Raw genomic sequence first — 17,950 nt, 5'->3', positions numbered from 1 at the left:
GTTATGAAACAGTGTTCACCCAGCTTACCATGTTCATAAGCAGGCTATGCAATTAGTTTGACGATCTCCCGTGTTCGCCGATATCCGTTACCGACCGCCGCCGGTCGGTAACGCGAGGAACTGTTCCATGATGCGCGTATCGCGAAAGCGCTCGATCAGCTCCGGGTCGGCTGCGAGGTCGGGCGGATTCGACAGCCCCTCGCGAATCTTGCCGGCAAGGCCGCTGATCGAGTTCTCTGCGATCAGTCTGGCCTGATCGTTGATCAGCACGTTGCGCACGCCTCCCGGGCAATCGACGGCGACACAGGGCGTTCCACAGATCATGCTCTCGGCCAGCACGATACCGAACGCTTCGCTGCGCGAACTCAAGATGAAGAGCCTTGCGTGTTTCATCCATGGATAGGGGTTGGGGCGACTACCGATGAAGTGAATACGCTCGCGCGCGCCAAGCTCATCGGCCAAGGCCTCCAGGCTCGCGCGCTTGGGACCGTCACCGACGATCACGAGATCCTCGTCGATGCCGGCCTCCAGATACGCCCGTATCAGCCACTCCTGCCGCTTGACGTCGGACAGCCGGGAGACATGAACGACAAAGGGGCGCTCAGGCAGCTCGACCGGTTCGGCAGCCTGACGTCGAATGGCCTCGATATCGCAGGGATTCATGATCGTGGCCCAGCGCTTCGGACGAATATTGTGATGCGCCAGCTGACGTTCCAGCTGTTCGCGCACGTTGGGCGTATTGCAGACGACCTGCTTGTCGTCGTAGAGGCGGCGCAGATAGCTCCCCTTCAGACGCCCACCGGGATCACCGGGCCAGGAAACGGTCACCTGCCATAGTCGCGGGTCGCGCCACGACCAGACGGTCTCGAACGCGCCCTGGCCGCGCATGATGACTCGGTCTATCGGCCCCTGCTCGCGCTCCAGCTTTTCCACGAAGCGCTTGAGATACCCGCCGCCATACCAGCCGCGCCACAGGAAGCCCGAACCCGGTAATACGGGTTTCAGCAGTGCCCGCGTCAGCAGATCGTAGAGCAATCCGATACCTGTCCGGCGGAAAGCCTTGTCGAAATCCACCCGATGAACCGTGACACCGGCGTCAGGCTCAAGCTCGTGCCCACCTTTCAGGACGAGCACATGCACCTCATGCCCTTCGCGCGCCAGCACGTTGGCCAGGTTGACGGTGACGCGCTCGATGCCACCGATACTCAGTTTTCGTACGACGAGCAGCACTCTTTGTGTCATTGACTCACCGGTTTTTCCGCCGTGAGGCGATCTTCGTCAGGGCCTTGCTGGAGACCGAAGATCAGTGGCTTGATGTCGGGGAAGCGCGTCAAACAATTGGCAAACTGCCGATCGTTACCACCGCGCTTGATATTCTCTTCATGTAGCGCCGACTCTCCCGCTGCCGGTGTCGGCAAGAAGTCGACATTCTCCGCATTGATGCGAACACAGGGCGTTCTCGCCTTGAGCGAGGCTACCTTGAACCAGATGTCGTCGGCGTTGGGTGCCAGCTCGCGGAAGGCTTCGACATCCGACACGAGCGGATCGAGCGATCGCGGGGGGTAAAGCACCCCGCCGCTTCCCGTCGGCATCAGCGCAAAATTGGGGCTCGTGGCGCCGGGTTCCTTTCGGCTTCTGACGACACGATAGGAAATCTCTCCCGATCCCGGCGACGTCTCGCACAGCATGTGACCGCGGTGACAGACGATCGCACCCGGGTAGCGCTCTGCCCCCTCGACCAGACGCCTCGCCCAGTCCGGTGGATACATCACGTCGTCATCGGCGGTGATGATCGTGGCCTCGGGATACGCAGACAGCGCGTGTAGCAGCTTGTCGTAGGAGCGGTAATCCTCTTCGGTCACTACGACCTCGACCCCGCGTCGCGCCAGCCGCGTTAGCGTCTCCGGCCAACGCTCGATGCTCTCCCTGTCACGACGAGACAGGTATAGATGGACGTCGAAGGCCTCGAGATCCTGTTCGCACAGCGATTCGAGCGTGGCGAAGACTTGCCTGAGACGAGGCGGATGAGTCGTCAGCGAGATGATCAACCGCTTGCCGCTGGACGGCACGCGGCGGCGTGAGACAAGGTTCTTCCAGCGGTAGCGCCAAAATCTCAGCGCCGAGCGCACCTTGCGTTTTCGTTTGGTCGTGAGCAGCGGCATGCGGGTTCTCGTGGCCAGAGCGATATCAGAGGGGCGAGCCACATACCGCGGCTTCGATTCGCGCCGGCAGCATCTGTTTGAGGCAGTTGCGATGGCCCAGCGGGCAGGTGCGTTCGAAGCAGGGCGAGCAGGAGAGCCCGAGATAGTGGATGTCTGCATTGTCGGTCAGCGGCGGCGTATACGCCGGCGTGGAGGAGCCATAGAGCGCCTGGATGCGCGTGCCGACTGCGGCTGCCACGTGCATCAGCCCCGAATCGTTGGTGACCACCTGCTCGCAGGCGGCCAGGAGATCGACGGCGTCCGCCAGACGCGTCTTACCGCAGAGATTGTGGGCGTAATCGAGCTCGGCCGCGATGACCTCGCCCGCTTCGGCATCCTTGGGGCCACCCAGAATCCAGACGGCATATCCTCGCGCGATCAGGCTCTGCGCCAGCTCGCGGAAATACTCGAGCGGCCACTGCTTGGCGGGGCCGTATTCGGCACCGGGCATCATGCCGATGGCCGGACGTTCGCCGAGGCCGAGCTCGGCCCGCAGCGCAATCTGGCGCTGCCCATCGACGCTTAGTGCCGGCCTGGGTATCGCGAAGGCGCCGCTCGCTGCCTCGTCGGCAGACAGCCCAAGCGCCACGAAGCGTTTGACCGTCTGATCGAGCACGGTCTTGTCGAGCTTGCGTCGATCGTTGAGCAAAAGATAGCGCTGCTCGCCGGTGAATCCCGTGCGAAGCGGGATTCCCGCCAGAAACGGCACCAGCGCCGACTTCAGCGAGCGCGGTAGCACGATGGCACGGTCGAAACGACCTTTGAGCGTGCGCGCCACGTCGCGGCGCGTCCGCCAACCGAATTCACCATGTTTCACGTCGAGCGCGATCGCTTCGTCGACTTCCGGCATCCGTTCGAGAATCGGCAGCGACCAGCCCGGCGCCAGCACGCCAACGACAGCGCCGGGATGCCTCGTCTTGAGCGTCATGAAGAGGCTCTGTGCCATCACCATGTCCCCGACCCAGGACGGGCCGACGACGAGAATGCGAGGCGCCTCGCGCGAAGCGGCGGCTTCAGCCATTCAACCATTCCAGGTAGGCATTCACCCCTTCGCGAACGGTCTTGAACTCCGCCGCATAGCCAGCCTCGCGAAGCCGAGAGATATCGGCGCGCGTGTAGCTCTGGTAACGCCCCTTGAGCTCATCGGGAAAGTCGATGTACTCGATGTCGCCCTTCCCGTAGAACTCGATCGCGGTCTCGGCAATCGCCTTGAACGGCTCGGCGCGGCCGGTGCCCAGGTTGAAGATGCCCGAGACTTCCGGGTTATCGAGAAACCATAGATTGACGTCGACGACGTCACCGACGTAGACGAAATCACGGCTCTGCATGCCGGCGTCATAGCCATCCCAGGCCCCGAAGAGTTTGGGATTCTCGCCGCGTTGCACTTGCGTGTGATGATGGTAGGCAACGCTCGCCATCTTGCCTTTGTGCTGCTCGCGCGGACCGTAGACATTGAAATAGCGGAATCCGACGACCTGGCTGTCGAAACTGTCCCAGCGTGCGCGTACGTACTGATCGAACAGCAGCTTGGAGTAGCCGTAGACGTTGAGCGGCTTCTCGTGCGCCGGGTCCTCGACGAACACTTCGCTGCCACCGTAGGTCGCGGCTGACGAGGCATAAAGAAACGGAATCCGCTTGGCCTGGCAGTACTCGAGCAGCACCTTCGAATATTCGAAGTTGTTCTCCAGCATGAAGCGACCATCCCATTCGGTCGTATCCGAGCAGGCACCCTCGTGGAAGATCGCCTCGATCGGCGGCAGACCGCCGGTCTCGCCGCGCATCTCCCCGTTGAGCTCTGCCTTCACGCGAGCGAGGAAGTCGTCCTTGTCGAGATAGTCTCCCAACGTGCAGTCCGCCAGATTGACGAATTTCGTGCCGTCGCTGAGGTCGTCGACGACCATGACGTCCTCACGGCCACGCGCATTGAGTGCCTTGACCAGATTGGCCCCGATGAAGCCGGCACCGCCGGTGACTACGATCATGTCGCTCTCCTGTCTGTCTCGACTCGGCCAGACTACCGCCGCGAGAGCCGCGATGTCGCTCTCGGCGGATTCATGCCGGTGCCTATAACCGATTAGGCGCTAATTGTATACTTGGCGGCTCACGAATTCATGGGCAACGGTGCGCAGTCAATGACAGAGCCGACGGCAGATGCAAAAACCTTTCAGGGGCTGATACTCGCCCTTCAGCAATACTGGGCGGAGCAGGGCTGTATCGTCATGCAGCCTCTGGATATGGAAGTCGGTGCGGGCACCTTTCATCCCGCCACTTTCCTGCGATCCATCGGCCCGGAGAGCTGGAACGCTGCCTACGTCCAGCCGTCTCGACGTCCGACCGACGGCCGCTACGGCGAGAACCCCAATCGCCTGCAGCACTACTACCAGTTCCAGGTCGTGATGAAGCCCTCGCCGAAGAATCTGCAGGAGCTCTACCTCGGCTCTCTGAAGCGCCTCGGCATCGATCCACTGGTCCACGATATCCGCTTCGTGGAAGATAACTGGGAGTCACCGACGCTGGGCGCCTGGGGACTCGGCTGGGAAGTCTGGCTCAATGGCATGGAGGTGACGCAGTTCACTTACTTCCAGCAGGCCGGCGGTCTGGAATGCTTCCCGGTCACCGGCGAGCTGACCTACGGCCTCGAGCGCATTGCCATGTATCTGCAGGACGTCGAGAGCGTCTACGACCTGGTCTGGACGATCGCGCCCGACGGCTCGAAGGTGAGCTACGGCGACGTTTACCTGCAGAACGAGCGTGAGCAATCGGCGTACAACTTCGAACACGCCGACGTCGACTATCTCTTCGGCGCCTTCGATCACTGTGAGACCGAGTGCAACAAGCTGCTCGAGGCCAATCTACCGCTGCCCGCCTACGAGCAGGTACTCAAGGCCTCACACACTTTCAATCTGCTGGACGCGCGCCACGCGATCTCGGTGACCGAACGGCAGCGCTACATTCTGCGTGTGCGCACGCTGGCGCGCGATGTCGCCCACGCCTATTACGCCTCGCGCGAGGCAGCCGGCTTCCCGATGGCGCCGGAGGCGCTGCGGCGCGAGCGACTTCAGGACACACCCGAAACCACTCAGGGAGACGCATGAGCATGGCAGCCAACACCCTACTGATCGAACTGGGCGTCGAGGAGCTGCCGCCGGGCGCCCTGAGCGATCTGGCGCATGCGTTGCGCGATGGTATCGTCAAAGGCTTGAGCGACGCCGAAGTCCCGATGGGCCAGGCCAGGGCGCTGGCCTCTCCCCGCCGGCTGGCCGTGCGTATCGAAGCACTTGCCGACAAGCAGCCCGACCGCGACGTCGAGAAGCGCGGACCGGCGCTGGCAGCCGCATTCAAGGACGGTCAACCGACCAAGGCGGCCGAGGGCTTTGCTCGCTCCTGCGGTGTGACGGTCGACGAGCTGATTCACCTGGAGACGGACAAGGGCACCTGGCTCGGCTATCGTGAACAGCAGCAAGGCGAGCCGGTTGCACAGCTTTTACCGGCAATCCTGTCCGCCGCCGTCAACGCGTTGCCCGTTCCCAAGAACATGCGCTGGGGTGCGTCGCGGATCGAGTTTTCCCGCCCGGTTCACTGGCTGATCGCGCTATACGGTGCGGACGTCGTTCCCGCTTCCGTACTGGGCCTGGAGTCCGGCCGCACGACTTACGGTCACCGCTTCCACGCACCTGCGCCGATAGAACTCGCTCATGCCGATGATTACGTCGATGCGCTGGAGCAGGCGTACGTCCTGGTCGAACTGGATCGCCGTCGCGAGCGTATTCGCGAGCAGGTGCTGGCCGAGGCCGAGGTGCACGAGGGGCAGGCAGTGATCGACGAAGACCTGCTCGATGAGGTTAACGGGCTGGTCGAGTGGCCGGTGGCCCTCACGGGCAGCTTCGACGAGCGGTTCCTCGAGGTACCGGCGGAGTGCCTGATTTCGTCGATGAAGGCCAATCAGAAGTACTTTCACATGCTGGATGAGTCCGGACGACTCAAGCCGCAGTTCATCACGCTGGCGAACATCGAGAGCGATGATCCGCAACAGGTCATCTACGGCAATGAAAAGGTGATTCGCCCACGGTTGGCGGATGCTGCCTTCTTCTTCGAGACCGACCGCAAGCGAACGCTCGAGTCGCGCCGTACGGCGCTGACGAATGTCGTGTTCCAGCAGCAGTTGGGTACGCTCGCGGACAAGGCCGCGCGCAGCGAGGTCATTGCCCGCTTCATCGCCGGCAAGATCGGTGGCGACAGTCACGCCGCTGCTCGCGCGGCGCAGCTCGCCAAGTGCGATCTCGTCACCGAGATGGTTCTCGAATTTCCTGAGCTTCAGGGCGTCATGGGGACCTACTACGCGCGCCATGACGGCGAGCCGGCGGCCGTCGCCGAGGCGCTGCACGAGCAGTACCTGCCCCGCTTTGCCGGCGATGCCATTCCGCAGACACCAACCGGCCTGGCCATCGCGCTGGCCGACCGGCTCGACACGCTCACCGGCATCTTCGGTATCGGCCAGCGTCCGACCGGCGCCAAGGACCCGTTCGCGCTGCGTCGTGCCACCATCGGTGTGCTCAATATTCTGATCAAGGGCGAACTCGACCTCGATCTGCGTGAGCTGCTGGAGCTGGCGGTATCTCAGCATCGCGACTTGCCCAAGACCGAAGGGCTCGTCGATGACGTGCTGACCTACATGCTCGACCGCTTCCGCGCTTGGGCGCAGGATGAAGGGCTGCCGGTATCGGTCTATCTCGCCGTTCGTGCGCGCCCGGTCACACGCCCCCTCGACTTTGCCCGTCGACTGCAGGCCGTTCACCACTTCGAACAGCGCGAAGAAGCTGCAGCGCTGGCGGCGGCCAACAAGCGGGTTTCCAACATCCTGGCCAAGCAGCAGTACGGCGGCGAGCAGCGAGTCGATGAATCACTGCTGAGCGAAGATGCTGAAATCGCGCTGGCGAATGCGATCACGGACTGTCGAGAACAGGTCGAACCGCTGTTTCAGCAAGCCCAGTATGCGCAAGCCCTGGACATCCTCGCGACGCTCCGGGCGCCGGTAGACCGATTCTTCGACGAGGTCATGGTGGCGGTGGACGATGACGCCACACGGCGTAACCGGCTGGCACTGTTGGCGGGCCTTCAGGCGGTCTTCCTCGCTGTTGCGGATATCGCCGAGCTGCAGCAATAAACTAGGCGCCCTCATCAAGACGTGTTTCACGTGAAACAAAAGGCTCGGTGGTCATCACTCCGAGCCTTTTTAGTGGGTGGAAGCCCTGATCCGAAGTTGGAGACTCCCTGCCTCGGGAGCCTACCCCGGCTCGACGCCGTTCGTGTTCCACGTGAAACATCGGGACTTCACTCGTGATCTGCGCACCAGGCCTTGAGCCAGTCGACCAGCGCCTGAAGCCTTTGCGGTCGATAGCGGTCGCGAGCCATCACTGCGTAGAGCGCAGACGGTGTCGGCAAGTGTTCATCGAGAACGCTTTCCAGCCTGCCGTCGTTCAGTGGCGCGGAGATATCGCGCTCGGACTTGAGAATGACGCCATAGCCGTTCATCGCCCAATGGCGAAGAACGAGGCCGGAGTTGGCTCGCAGCGTGCCCTGAACATGCACCGCCAGAGCCGTACCCTGATCCTGGAAATGCCATGGCGTCTGCGGCTCGCCATCCCGTGTCAGCACCATGCAATTGTGGTCGGCCAATTCCTTTGGATGCGTCGGCTTGGGATGCTCGCGCCAGTATTCGGGAGACGCAACGATACGGCGGCGATCTTGCGACAGGGGAACAGCAACCAGCGCACTATCCTGCAGCGGCCCGGTTCGAACGGCCAGATCGATCCCCCGCCCTACCCCACGCGAGATGGCATCGCTGAGGTGAAGTTCGGCGCTGACCCAGGGATGCTCCGCACAGAATGCCGAAATGGCGGGCGCAATCAGCCGCTGGCCAACGTCGTTGGGCGCCGTGACGACAATATCTCCCGATAGAGACTCCTGCCGACGGTGCAGACGATCCTCGGCACGATTCATGGCGGAGAGCGCCTCTCGGCACCCTTGAAGGTAAGCAGCACCCTCCTCTGTCAGAGATAGAGTGCGCGTGGTCCGGTTGAGGAGCGTGGCGCCCAGCTCCTTTTCCAGCTGCTGGAGGCGATGGCTGGCAGAGGATAGCGCCAGCTCATGGCGTCTCGCCGCTGCCGACAGGCTACCCGTTTCCACGATGTCGACGAAAAGTCTGAGCGTGCTAAGCGATGCTGACATTATTCGAGTTCCTCGAATTTCGATTTCGCATTGCACCAGTTTATCAAACCTTTCCGCTCTACCAGACTGCTTTCAGATCGAATTCACCATCAGGAGCGCAAACTATGGGACTGGAAGCACTCACGCAACGCACGATATTCATTGCCGGCGGCGGCTCGGGAATGGGAGCAGAGCTGGCAAGACAAGCATCTGTTGCTGGCGCCAAGGTCGCTCTCGCCGGCCGTTCGAAAGAAAAGCTGACAAGCGTCGCGAGTACGCTTCCTGGGCCTGTAACGATCCACCCTCTCGATATCAGCCAGCGCGATCAGGTCGAGGCGGCATTTCGCGAACTGGAGCGCGTGGACCACATTGTGTCGACTGTCGCCGACCTGACATTCAAGCCATTCATTGAACTGACCGACGGCGAGATCGAGCGCACGCTGGCGAGCAAGATCTGGGCCTCGATCCAACTGGGCCGGGCAGCACATCGCTTCCTCAATGAAGACGGCAGCCTCCTCTTCTACTCGGGTGTTGCCGCCTATCGCCCCGTTCCTGGCGGCAGTATGGTGTCCGCCGCCAATCATTGGCTGGAAGGCATGATGAATGCCCTTGCCGTAGAGCTTAAGCCGCGTCGCGTGAACATCGTCTCGCCCGGCATCGTCGACTCCCCGACCTGGGACGGCATGTCCAATGAAGACAAGCAGGCAATGTTCACCGATACCGCGGATTCACTGCCTGTCGGTCGAGTCGGCAACGTTCAGGAGCTTGCCGAAGCCGGCCTGAGCATCCTGACCAACGGCTACATCGACGCGCAGGTTCTCCATGTGGACGGCGGCGGACGCATCGCCTGAGTCCTCTCGCGCAGACGGACCTGCCGCAGCGACAGATCTATCGCAGCGCCAAACCCATTGAATATAAATGCATGTTTCACGTGAAACAGGGAGCCAACGCATGAAAGCATTGATCGCCGGTGCCAGCGGCATCATCGGACATGGCGCGCATGAAGCGCTTCGAGAACATGGTGCGCAGGTCAAGGGATTGGGGCGCCGCCCTGTCGAAGGCATTGACACCGTCACCGCCGACCTGACCAACGCCGAAGAGACGTTGAACGCGATTCGCGAACAGGCAGCTGGTACGACCCATCTGTTCTACGCCGCTTTGGCACCGGACTCGGATCTGGCGGTCGAGGCAGATCGCAATGGTCAGATGCTGGATAACCTTCTCGACGCCCTGGAGCAAGCCGGTGCGCCGCTCGAGCGAGTGGTCATCTACCAAGGGTTCAAGATTTATGGCATCCATCTAGGGACCAAGGTACCGACGCCCGCTCGAGAGTCCGATCCCAGCCATATGCCGCCCAATATCTATCAGGCCCAGGAAGCGATGCTGGCTGCCCGAGCGGAGACTGCGAACTGGGACTATGTCGTGCTCAGGCCCGATGTCGTGGTCAGCGGCAACATCAACGGCAATCCCATGAATATTGCCACCGTGCTGGGTACCTTCGCGGCTATCTCCCATGAGCTTGGCATCCCGCTCCGGTACCCCGGGAGTGAAACCGCCTATCGGGTATTGATGCAGATCACGGATGCGGCCCTGCTGGGTGATGCCAGTGTCTGGGCAGCCGAAGCGGATGGCATCAGCGGTGAAGCTTTCAATATCACCAATGGCGATGTTTTCCGTTGGGAGCGCCTGTGGCAGGACATCGCCAACTATTTCGATATGGAAACGGCTTCCCCGGTCCCGCTGACGCTAGCCGACCACATGGCCGATAAGCAGCCCGTTTGGCAACGTATCAGCCAGAAGTACGGACTTGCCGAGAACGATCTGGAGAAGGTCGTTCAGTGGGGCTTCGGGGATTTCGTCTTCAACACCGAGACGGACGTCATATCAGACGTCAACAAGATCTATCGCTACGGATTCACCCCGCGCATGGACTCGCGACAATCACTATTTGCCGCGTTCGACCGGCTACGGGAGCGAAAGATCATCCCCTAGGCAAGCAGGCACTGGCAGTACCAAGCGACAGCACGCTTCCCACTCATTGTCTGTTCCATAAAAGATCGGCATGTTTCACGTGAAACATGCCGATCTTTGAGTTTGGTCTAGGGTGTGCCGAGTGCGCAATGGGTCGGCTTGCCTGGAACGCCGATCGCGATACCATAGGATTGCACCGTCTCACTCAGGCTGCAGGGGCAACTTCGCGCATGGACAGACTCATCATCCTCGACAGGGATGGGGTGATCAATCAGGACTCCGACGCTTACATCAAATCACTGGATGAATGGCACCCACTGGATGGCGCGGTCGACGCGATTGCCAAGCTGAATCATTGTGGCTGGACAGTGGCAGTGGCCACCAATCAGTCCGGTATCGCCCGGGGCTACTACACCCTCGATACCCTGAACGCCATCCATGACCGAATGTCGTTGCTGATCCAGAAGGCCGGTGGGTACCTGGCCGCGATTGAATATTGCCCTCATCTACCGAGCGATGAATGCGCTTGTCGGAAGCCCAAGCCCGGGATGCTGACCAATATCATCGATCACCTGCGAACTGATGAGGATGCTGATCGATGGATGGTTGGCGATAGCCTTACGGACATCCAGGCTGGCATTGCGGCCCGTTGCCGGACAGTACTTGTGCTGACCGGCAAGGGGTCTCGGTTTGCCAGTGAAGTCAGGAGGCGTTATCCGGATACGTGGATCTGTCACGATCTCGCCGCCTTTGCAGAACGACTGATCTCCGAAAGCCGACCGAGCGTTGGCGAGAACTGAACCCCAAAGCGTCTTCGAGGCACAAGCAGTACATCTCCGGACTAAGCCTTGTCACGTCTCTCGCCACCCCCCCCCGATGTTTCACGTGAAACACACCCGGTAGCGATTCCCAACCAGCTTTCACATACGAACGGCAGCCCCTGGTCTATGCTTCCAGGACCCAACGGATGGGGGCTCGACCATGACAACCGGCAAGAAAATATCGCTATGGGCACTCGCGGTGGTCTTGATGATCCTGCTCGTGCTCGTGGTAGTCATCATTACGTTCGACTGGAATCGACTCAAACCGACGATCGAAGCGCAAGCCTCGGGCGCGCTGCATCGCGATGTCTCCATCGACGGAGACCTCTCTGTCGACTGGGAATGGCCTTCCCCGACGCAGAGTTGGCAACGATGGATTCCGTGGCCACGGGTGCAGGCCCAAGGTTTGCATATCGCCAGCCCTACCGATGTCACGAGCGCCGACCTGATCAGCCTGGACAGCCTGAGTATCACGCTCTCGCCACTGCCGCTGCTGGATAAAGACGTGGTCATCCCGCAAATCGCGTTAGGCGGCGGCTCCGTCAACCTCGTTCGACTGCTGGACGGCACCAATAACTGGACGTTCGACACCACCAGCGATGCCGAAAGCAGCGATGCCACCTCGACAGACAGCGGTGGGTGGCGTGTCGATGTCGGAGACATCCAATTCGACCCCCTCAGCCTGAGCTATGACGACGATCAACTACCGGCCAACATCGATGCCAAGCTTCAGCTACTCGGGAAGCCTATTGCGGTCGGTGCGCTGACGACTGGCAACGATGACGCAGCGAATACGCAGAATACGACAGAGTCAGATCTGAGTTACCGCTTCGGCTGGCAGGCAGAGGGACAATATCGAGGGCAGTCGTTTTCGGGCTCCGGGAAACTGGGCGGGCCTGAGGCGCTCAGGCAACAACGCATGCCCTATCCGCTGCAGGCGAAAATTCAGGCCGGCGCCACCAAGGTATCGGTCCAGGGCGCGGTGACCAATCCGCTGGCGCCCACGAAGATCGATGTCGACCTCACGTTCGCGGGTCGGAATCTCGGCGATCTATACAACGTCATCGGTGTCACGCTGCCGGACACCCCGCCCTATTCGACCCGGGGGCATCTTATCGCTGACCTCGACACGCAGCAGCCGCTGACGTTCAGTTATCAAGATTTCGACGGCGCGGTGGGCGACAGCGATATTCATGGAAACCTTACCTACCGCATGGGTCAGCCGCGCCCCTCGCTGACCGGGGAAGTCGTATCTCGCCAGCTTCGCTTCGCCGATCTGGCGCCGCTGATCGGTGCCGATGGCGGCGGAGATGATGGTAGCGAAGCGCAGCCTGCCCAGGTGGACACCGATCAGCCAGCCGATAAAGTTCTTCCCGTGGACGAATTCCAGACCGACCAGTGGAAAGCCATGGACGCCGACGTGAAATTCACGGCACAGCGTATCGAGCACGGAAAGTCCCTGCCGCTTCGGGATCTCTACACCCACGTCACGCTCGACGATGGCGAGATTCTGCTCGACCCGCTTCGATTCGGCGTCGCCGGCGGCGATCTCAATACCACGCTGCGGCTCGACGGGCGCCAGACGCCAATGCAGAGTCGGGTCGATATGCACATACGTCGCCTGCGTCTTGGCCAGCTGTTTCCCGACGTCGACATGATGGACGAGAGCCAGGGTGAGCTGAATGGCGATGCGACCCTGACCGGCAGCGGCAATTCCGTTGCCTCGATTCTGGGCTCCAGCAACGGCGAACTACGCATGATCGTGAGCGACGGGCTGATCAGCCAGAACCTGATGGAGCTTGCGGGCCTCAACGTCGGTAACTATCTCGTCGGAGAGCTTTTTGGTGATGAGCAGGTCAAGATCAACTGCGCGGCCGCCGATTTCGAGGTCAATGACGGCAAGGCCGATAGCCGCTTTTTCCTGATCGATACGGAGAATGCACTGATCAAGATCGATGGCAGCGCGGATTTCGGTTCCGAGGCGCTAAACTTCACTATCGAGCCAGAAAGCAAAGGCGCCAGAATCCTGACACTGCGATCTCCGCTCTATGTACATGGGACTTTCAAGAATCCCTCGCCCGGCGTTGATGCAGGTTCACTGATCGCCCGGGGAGCGGCGGGCGCCATTCTCGGCACGGTGGCAGCTCCCGCTGCCGCACTGTTGGCCCTTGTCTCTCCGAGCACGGACGAGAAGACGCCGTGCAATGACTTTCTGAGTCAGGTGCAGACGCAGGAGTGAGACATCTCAACGCAAAAGTCGCGCGGGCAGCGGCGACGACTTGTTTCACGTGAAACTACTTTTCAATCCCGGTTTTTAGTTCCGGTTTTAATTTCAGGAGGGAAAGGCATAAAAGCGGGCTCGGTTGCTTGATTGGTCACGGCAACCGAACCCGGGAGGCAAGCTTTGATAGACGGGAAGCTTTACAGAGCGAAAGCATTATCGGAAAGAAGAAGCTTCGTCGATGGCACGCCACCAGCTTGGGCAGCGCTCGCGTCGGGCGCGACGCCCTGCTGCCTGCTACTTACCCGAACCTCTTACCTGAACCTCAGCGGGTGCCGGACTCTTGCCCCTGATCCGCCCGGTACTGGCGACCGAGAGCCTCCAGTGCGCCGATCAACTTGTCGATCTCGGCATCGAATTTCTGCTGCTGCTGGCGGTAGAAGTGACTCCTGAACGAGGCAGCCTTGTGCTTGTCGACCAGCTGCCCAAATTGCGCCTGCAGCGACTCGGTGTGAAATCGTAGCCGCTCGGTCAAAAACTCGGCCTGTCCCTGGTGACAGGCAACGTCGAGTAATGCCCTTACCTGAACCGTCAGCAGGTAGAGCTGCATGACATTGCGCTCCTGGACCTCTTTCTGTGTCGATACGCTGTCATCCAGCAAATTGATCGCCGTCATCTCGCAGCAACCGCGATCATCGACGGTCGTCGGTTCACGCATCGACTCATTACCTATCGCATGCATCATCATTCAGTCCTCCTGAAGATCCATGACACGACCTACAGAGTATCACTGCAACGCGGCGTGACAGTTCGCCAATGGTCGAAGTGCGTGATCTCGATCATCGTCCGAGGTCGCTACTCAGGCAATACGCCGCACGCCTAAAGCGTAATGGCGAAACCGCAGGGAGACTCGCAAAGTGACGGAATGAACGCCGCACTGACCGAGCGCGGCCCCGGCGACAAGGAGACTCACCATGCGTTATGCCAACCCCAATACGGCGGATGCCATCGTCAGTTTCGACAAGCGCTACGACAACTACATCGGCGGGGAGTGGGTAGCTCCGGTGGAGGGTCGCTACTTCGAGAATGTCACGCCCGTCACGGGAGAGGTCTTCTGTGAAGTCGCTCGATCCAGCCAGAAGGATATCGATCTCGCACTCGACGCTGCCCACCGAGCTGCGCCGGCCTGGGGCAGGACGTCGGTCCAGCAGCGATCCGACCTGCTGCTGAAGATCGCCGATCGCATCGAGCAGAACCTGGAGATGCTGGCGGTCGCCGAAACCTGGGAGAACGGCAAGGCCGTGCGCGAAACGCTGGCTGCCGACATCCCGCTCGCAGTCGATCACTTCCGTTACTTTGCCGGCTGTATCCGCGCCCAGGAAGGCTCGACTGCCGAAATCGACGAGAATACGGCGTCCTACCATTTCCACGAGCCACTGGGCGTCGTCGGTCAGATCATTCCGTGGAATTTCCCGATCCTGATGGCGACCTGGAAGCTTGCGCCCGCGCTGGCGGCGGGCAACTGCGTCGTGCTGAAACCTGCCGAGCAAACACCGGTGTCGATCTTCAAGGTGATCGACGTCATTCATGATCTGCTGCCCAAGGGCGTGATCAATATCGTCAACGGCTTCGGCGAAGAAGCCGGTCAGGCCCTGGCGACCAGCAAGCGGATCGCCAAGATCGCTTTCACCGGGTCGACCCCGATCGGCTCGCATATCATGAAGTGCGCCGCTGACAACATCATCCCCTCGACCGTGGAGCTCGGTGGCAAGTCGCCGAACATCTACTTCGAGGATGTGATGTCAGCCGAACCGGCCTTCATCGACAAATGCGCCGAAGGCCTCGTCATGGGCTTTCTCAATCAGGGCGAGGTCTGTACCTGTCCTTCTCGAGCTCTGGTTCAGGAGAGTATCTACGATGACTTCATGGCGCGCGTCGTCGAACGCGTCAAGAAGATCAAGCGCGGACACCCGCTGGATACCGAGACCCAGGTCGGTGCGCAGGCTTCTCAGGAGCAGTTCGACAAGATCATGTCCTACATGGATGTGGCCCGCGGCGAAGGTGCCGAATTCCTCACCGGTGGTGAACGGGAGTCGCTGAGTGACGACCTCTCGCGCGGCTACTACATCCAGCCGACCCTGCTGAAGGGTAACAACAAGATGCGGGTGTTTCAGGAGGAGATCTTTGGCCCGGTCGTTTCGGTCACCACTTTCAAGGACGAAGCTGAAGCGCTGGCCATTGCCAATGATACGGAGTTCGGACTGGGAGCCGGGGTCTGGACCCGAGACATCAACCGTGCCTACCGCATGGGCCGCGGTATTCAGGCCGGGCGCGTCTGGACCAACTGCTACCACGCCTATCCGGCTCACGCCGCGTTCGGTGGCTACAAGAAATCGGGCGTCGGCCGCGAGACGCACAAGATGGCGCTCGAACACTACCAGCAGACGAAGAATCTGCTGATCAGCTACGACATCAACCCGATGGGGTTCTTCTAGACCGGTTCGAGAATTTGGCGGAAATCGAGCGCTCCGTCGTGTTGGCGGGGCGCTGACTTTACGGGCGGCCGGGCTGTCACGTCAGGCGCTTCTTTAGTCGAGCTCGCCTGCACTCCATGGCTTTGCCTGCTCTCGGATCATCTCGTCTACACTGATCAGGACATTCACTGCGGGACGAATGCCATGACAGATCTCACGACGTTCATCGATACGCTGGACCGACCGATGCCGCCAAAGACCCTGGGTTGCGAGCTGCGTGCGCTGTGGTGGGCAGGAAAGTCGGAGTGGTCGCGGGCCCACGATCAGGTAGACAACGCGAGCGGATCCCATGCCGCCTGGGTCCATGCCTACCTGCACCGCTGGGAGGGCGATCTCGGGAACGCCGGCTACTGGTATCGCCGGGCCGGGCGCCATCTACCGGATCAAAGCCTCGACGACGAATGGCGCGATATCACCCGTAAGCTACTGGGCGAGACCACCCCGGCGCTATGAGCCGGGCGTCCTAGCGCCGCTCGTCGGAGCGAACCAATTGCGCAAACCGGTCGACGTCCACATTGCCACCTGACAGCACGATGCCGACACGCTGGCCCGCGATCTCTACCCGACCCGACAGCGCGGCGGCCAATCCCAGGCAACCGGTCGGCTCCACGAACTGCTTCATTCGACTCGCCAGAAACCGCATGCTCTCGACGAGTTCGGTATCGCTAACGGTCACGATCTCGTCGACGTGTCGCTGGATGATCGGGAACGTCAGCTTGCCCAATGCCTGAGTTTGCGCCCCGTCGGCTATCGTGCGGGGCGTGTCGATAGCGACGATTTCACCACAAGCAACGCTTTGCTGAGCGTCGTTTCCCGCCTCCGGCTCGACGCCGATGACGCGGCACCGGGGAAAGCGCGTCTTCGCCACCGTGGCGCATCCCGAGATCAGTCCACCGCCACCCAGCGGTACGATCAGCGTATCCAGCTCCCCCACCTCATCGAACAGCTCCAGCGCCGCCGTCCCCTGCCCGGCCATGACGTGTGGATGGTCGAACGGCGGGATCAGTGTCAGACCTTCAGACGCCGCCAGCTCTCGGCCAAGCGCCTCTCGATCCTGCGTGTAGCGATCGTAGAGCACGACTTCGGCACCATAGCCCCGCGTCGCCGCGATCTTGATCGCCGGTGCGTCCTCGGGCATCACGATGACGGCGCGAATCCCGTGCAGACGAGCCGACAGCGCGATCGCCTGTGCGTGATTGCCGGACGAAAATGCGATCACGCCCGCTGCCTTCTGCGCGGCATCGAACTGACTGATGGCGTTGTAGCCTCCTCGAAACTTGAACGCACCGATACGTTGCAAGTGCTCCGCCTTGAAATGGAGCGTTGCGCCAGTGGATGCGTCCCCCGTGGTCGATCGCAGCACCGGCGTGCGGTGCACGACACCCGCCAGGCGTCGCTGCGCCGACGCTACATCGTCATAGTCGATAGCCAGTTCACCAGGTTGTGTCATCTCGTCTCCCGTCTTCGTCAAAGCCGCTGTCATGACATCTTCAGTGCGCGTACGTAAGATGCCGAGGTTCCCCGATTACCGATGATGATGGCTGCAACGACCCGAGGAAAGCGACAGATGGAATCATACGCCTGGCGGTGGCAGCAGGGCAGCGAGCTAGGTGCCGAGCGTCTCTATGAACTGCTCGCGCTGCGCGTCGCCGTGTTCGTGGTCGAGCAGCAGTGCCCCTATCAGGAGCTGGACGGTCTCGATCTGCTGGCTTCGACGCAGCATCTCGCCGTCGAATCCGGCGGCCAGCCCGTCGCGACGCTTCGCCTGCTGGTGCCCGAAAACGACAGAGAAGCCGTGGTGATCGGCCGGGTCGTCATCGCGCAGGGACACCGCGGCACGGGGCTGGGCCATACACTGCTGCAGGCCGCGCTGGAGCGCATCGAAACGACCTGGCCAGGCCGGGAGGCCTATCTATCGGCGCAAGCGCATCTTCAGGCCTACTACGGCCGCCATGGCTTCGAACCGGTGACCGAGGTCTATCTCGAGGACGACAT

16 protein-coding genes are annotated in these 17,950 nt (G+C 61.2%); 9 read left to right on the top strand and 7 right to left on the bottom strand.

Annotated features, from left to right (window positions below; all coding sequences use genetic code 11):
- Positions 1-87 precede the first annotated feature (87 nt).
- Genes IE125_RS05490 through rfaD form a run of 4 tightly spaced genes read right to left on the bottom strand, consistent with a single transcriptional unit; the run spans position 88 to position 4,183 of the window.
- Entirely contained in the window at positions 88-1,242 is a 1,155-nt protein-coding gene (locus tag IE125_RS05490; RefSeq protein ID WP_189443621.1) for a glycosyltransferase, read from the bottom strand.
- Positions 1,239-2,162: a glycosyltransferase family A protein gene (locus tag IE125_RS05485; RefSeq protein ID WP_189443620.1), complete on the bottom strand. Its 924-nt coding sequence runs from the start codon at positions 2,160-2,162 to the stop codon at positions 1,239-1,241. The genes IE125_RS05490 and IE125_RS05485 overlap by 4 nt, the downstream gene beginning before the upstream one ends.
- Before the next feature lie 25 nt (positions 2,163-2,187).
- Positions 2,188-3,222: a lipopolysaccharide heptosyltransferase II gene (waaF, locus tag IE125_RS05480; RefSeq protein ID WP_189443619.1), complete on the bottom strand. Its 1,035-nt coding sequence runs from the start codon at positions 3,220-3,222 to the stop codon at positions 2,188-2,190.
- A complete protein-coding gene (gene rfaD, locus IE125_RS05475; RefSeq protein WP_189443618.1) occupies positions 3,215-4,183 on the bottom strand; it encodes an ADP-glyceromanno-heptose 6-epimerase in 969 nt (322 codons plus the stop codon). The genes waaF and rfaD overlap by 8 nt, the downstream gene beginning before the upstream one ends.
- Positions 4,184-4,333: 150 nt before the next feature.
- Between rfaD and glyQ the strand changes: the two genes are divergently transcribed.
- A complete protein-coding gene (glyQ, locus tag IE125_RS05470; RefSeq protein ID WP_189443617.1) occupies positions 4,334-5,296 on the top strand; it encodes a glycine--tRNA ligase subunit alpha in 963 nt (320 codons plus the stop codon).
- A gap of 2 nt (positions 5,297-5,298) precedes the next feature.
- Positions 5,299-7,365 (top strand): glycine--tRNA ligase subunit beta, encoded by a 2,067-nt coding sequence (gene glyS / locus IE125_RS05465; protein WP_189443616.1) that lies wholly within the window; start codon positions 5,299-5,301, stop codon positions 7,363-7,365.
- A gap of 167 nt (positions 7,366-7,532) precedes the next feature.
- On the opposite strand, the gene IE125_RS05460 is transcribed toward glyS, so the two are convergent.
- Entirely contained in the window at positions 7,533-8,429 is an 897-nt protein-coding gene (locus IE125_RS05460) for a LysR family transcriptional regulator (RefSeq protein ID WP_189443615.1), read from the bottom strand.
- Between the two features lie 104 nt (positions 8,430-8,533).
- Between IE125_RS05460 and IE125_RS05455 the strand changes: the two genes are divergently transcribed.
- The 4 genes from IE125_RS05455 to IE125_RS05440 all read left to right on the top strand — a co-directional run bounded on the left by IE125_RS05455 (position 8,534) and on the right by IE125_RS05440 (position 13,439).
- Entirely contained in the window at positions 8,534-9,259 is a 726-nt protein-coding gene (locus tag IE125_RS05455) for an SDR family oxidoreductase (protein ID WP_189443614.1), read from the top strand.
- A 100-nt stretch (positions 9,260-9,359) separates the two neighbouring features.
- Positions 9,360-10,400: an SDR family oxidoreductase gene (locus IE125_RS05450; RefSeq protein WP_229808935.1), complete on the top strand. Its 1,041-nt coding sequence runs from the start codon at positions 9,360-9,362 to the stop codon at positions 10,398-10,400.
- A gap of 209 nt (positions 10,401-10,609) precedes the next feature.
- Positions 10,610-11,179, top strand: a complete 570-nt coding sequence (gmhB, locus tag IE125_RS05445) for a D-glycero-beta-D-manno-heptose 1,7-bisphosphate 7-phosphatase (RefSeq protein WP_373297369.1) — start codon at positions 10,610-10,612, stop codon at positions 11,177-11,179.
- 181 nt (positions 11,180-11,360) lie between these two features.
- Positions 11,361-13,439, top strand: coding sequence for an AsmA family protein (locus tag IE125_RS05440; RefSeq protein WP_189443611.1), 2,079 nt, complete (start codon positions 11,361-11,363; stop codon positions 13,437-13,439).
- Between the two features lie 307 nt (positions 13,440-13,746).
- Here IE125_RS05440 and IE125_RS05435 read toward each other — a convergent pair whose 3' ends face one another.
- The gene (locus IE125_RS05435) at positions 13,747-14,169 is read right to left on the bottom strand and encodes a hypothetical protein (RefSeq protein ID WP_189443610.1); all 423 of its coding nucleotides are present in this window, start codon (positions 14,167-14,169) and stop codon (positions 13,747-13,749) included.
- 226 nt (positions 14,170-14,395) lie between these two features.
- On the opposite strand from IE125_RS05435, the gene exaC reads away from it, so the two are divergent.
- Both exaC and IE125_RS05425 read left to right on the top strand, forming a co-directional pair.
- A complete protein-coding gene (exaC, locus tag IE125_RS05430; protein ID WP_189443609.1) occupies positions 14,396-15,916 on the top strand; it encodes an acetaldehyde dehydrogenase ExaC in 1,521 nt (506 codons plus the stop codon).
- 183 nt (positions 15,917-16,099) lie between these two features.
- Entirely contained in the window at positions 16,100-16,408 is a 309-nt protein-coding gene (locus IE125_RS05425) for a hypothetical protein (protein ID WP_229808934.1), read from the top strand.
- Positions 16,409-16,418: 10 nt separating this feature from the next.
- On the opposite strand, the gene IE125_RS05420 is transcribed toward IE125_RS05425, so the two are convergent.
- Positions 16,419-17,405, bottom strand: coding sequence for a threo-3-hydroxy-L-aspartate ammonia-lyase (locus IE125_RS05420; protein WP_189443608.1), 987 nt, complete (start codon positions 17,403-17,405; stop codon positions 16,419-16,421).
- A 117-nt stretch (positions 17,406-17,522) separates the two neighbouring features.
- Here IE125_RS05420 and IE125_RS05415 point away from each other — a divergent pair.
- Positions 17,523-17,950: GNAT family N-acetyltransferase (locus IE125_RS05415; RefSeq protein WP_189443607.1), on the top strand; the 428-nt coding region annotated here is incomplete at its 3' end.

Origin of the sequence: Salinicola rhizosphaerae, assembly GCF_014652715.1 — a bacterium.
Classification (GTDB): domain Bacteria; phylum Pseudomonadota; class Gammaproteobacteria; order Pseudomonadales; family Halomonadaceae; genus Salinicola; species Salinicola rhizosphaerae.
The sequence above is the reverse complement of the archived record's forward strand: the minus strand, read 5'-3'. Positions and strand labels throughout refer to the sequence as shown.

Excerpts from the sequence above, each read along its gene's own strand:
- IE125_RS05490 (WP_189443621.1), bottom strand. The coding sequence starts at position 1,242 with ATGACACAAAGAGTGCTGCTCGTCGTACGAAAACTGAGTATCGGTGGC.
- IE125_RS05450 (WP_229808935.1), top strand. The coding sequence starts at position 9,360 with ATGAAAGCATTGATCGCCGGTGCCAGCGGCATCATCGGACATGGCGCG.
- gmhB (WP_373297369.1), top strand. The coding sequence starts at position 10,610 with ATGGACAGACTCATCATCCTCGACAGGGATGGGGTGATCAATCAGGAC.
- IE125_RS05455 (WP_189443614.1), top strand. The coding sequence starts at position 8,534 with ATGGGACTGGAAGCACTCACGCAACGCACGATATTCATTGCCGGCGGC.
- IE125_RS05460 (WP_189443615.1), bottom strand. The coding sequence starts at position 8,429 with ATGTCAGCATCGCTTAGCACGCTCAGACTTTTCGTCGACATCGTGGAA.
- IE125_RS05440 (WP_189443611.1), top strand. The coding sequence starts at position 11,361 with ATGACAACCGGCAAGAAAATATCGCTATGGGCACTCGCGGTGGTCTTG.
- IE125_RS05485 (WP_189443620.1), bottom strand. The coding sequence starts at position 2,162 with ATGCCGCTGCTCACGACCAAACGAAAACGCAAGGTGCGCTCGGCGCTG.
- IE125_RS05425 (WP_229808934.1), top strand. The coding sequence starts at position 16,100 with ATGACAGATCTCACGACGTTCATCGATACGCTGGACCGACCGATGCCG.
- rfaD (WP_189443618.1), bottom strand. The coding sequence starts at position 4,183 with ATGATCGTAGTCACCGGCGGTGCCGGCTTCATCGGGGCCAATCTGGTC.
- waaF (WP_189443619.1), bottom strand. The coding sequence starts at position 3,222 with ATGGCTGAAGCCGCCGCTTCGCGCGAGGCGCCTCGCATTCTCGTCGTC.
- glyS (WP_189443616.1), top strand. The coding sequence starts at position 5,299 with ATGGCAGCCAACACCCTACTGATCGAACTGGGCGTCGAGGAGCTGCCG.
- exaC (WP_189443609.1), top strand. The coding sequence starts at position 14,396 with ATGCGTTATGCCAACCCCAATACGGCGGATGCCATCGTCAGTTTCGAC.
- glyQ (WP_189443617.1), top strand. The coding sequence starts at position 4,334 with ATGACAGAGCCGACGGCAGATGCAAAAACCTTTCAGGGGCTGATACTC.
- IE125_RS05435 (WP_189443610.1), bottom strand. The coding sequence starts at position 14,169 with ATGATGATGCATGCGATAGGTAATGAGTCGATGCGTGAACCGACGACC.
- IE125_RS05420 (WP_189443608.1), bottom strand. The coding sequence starts at position 17,405 with ATGACACAACCTGGTGAACTGGCTATCGACTATGACGATGTAGCGTCG.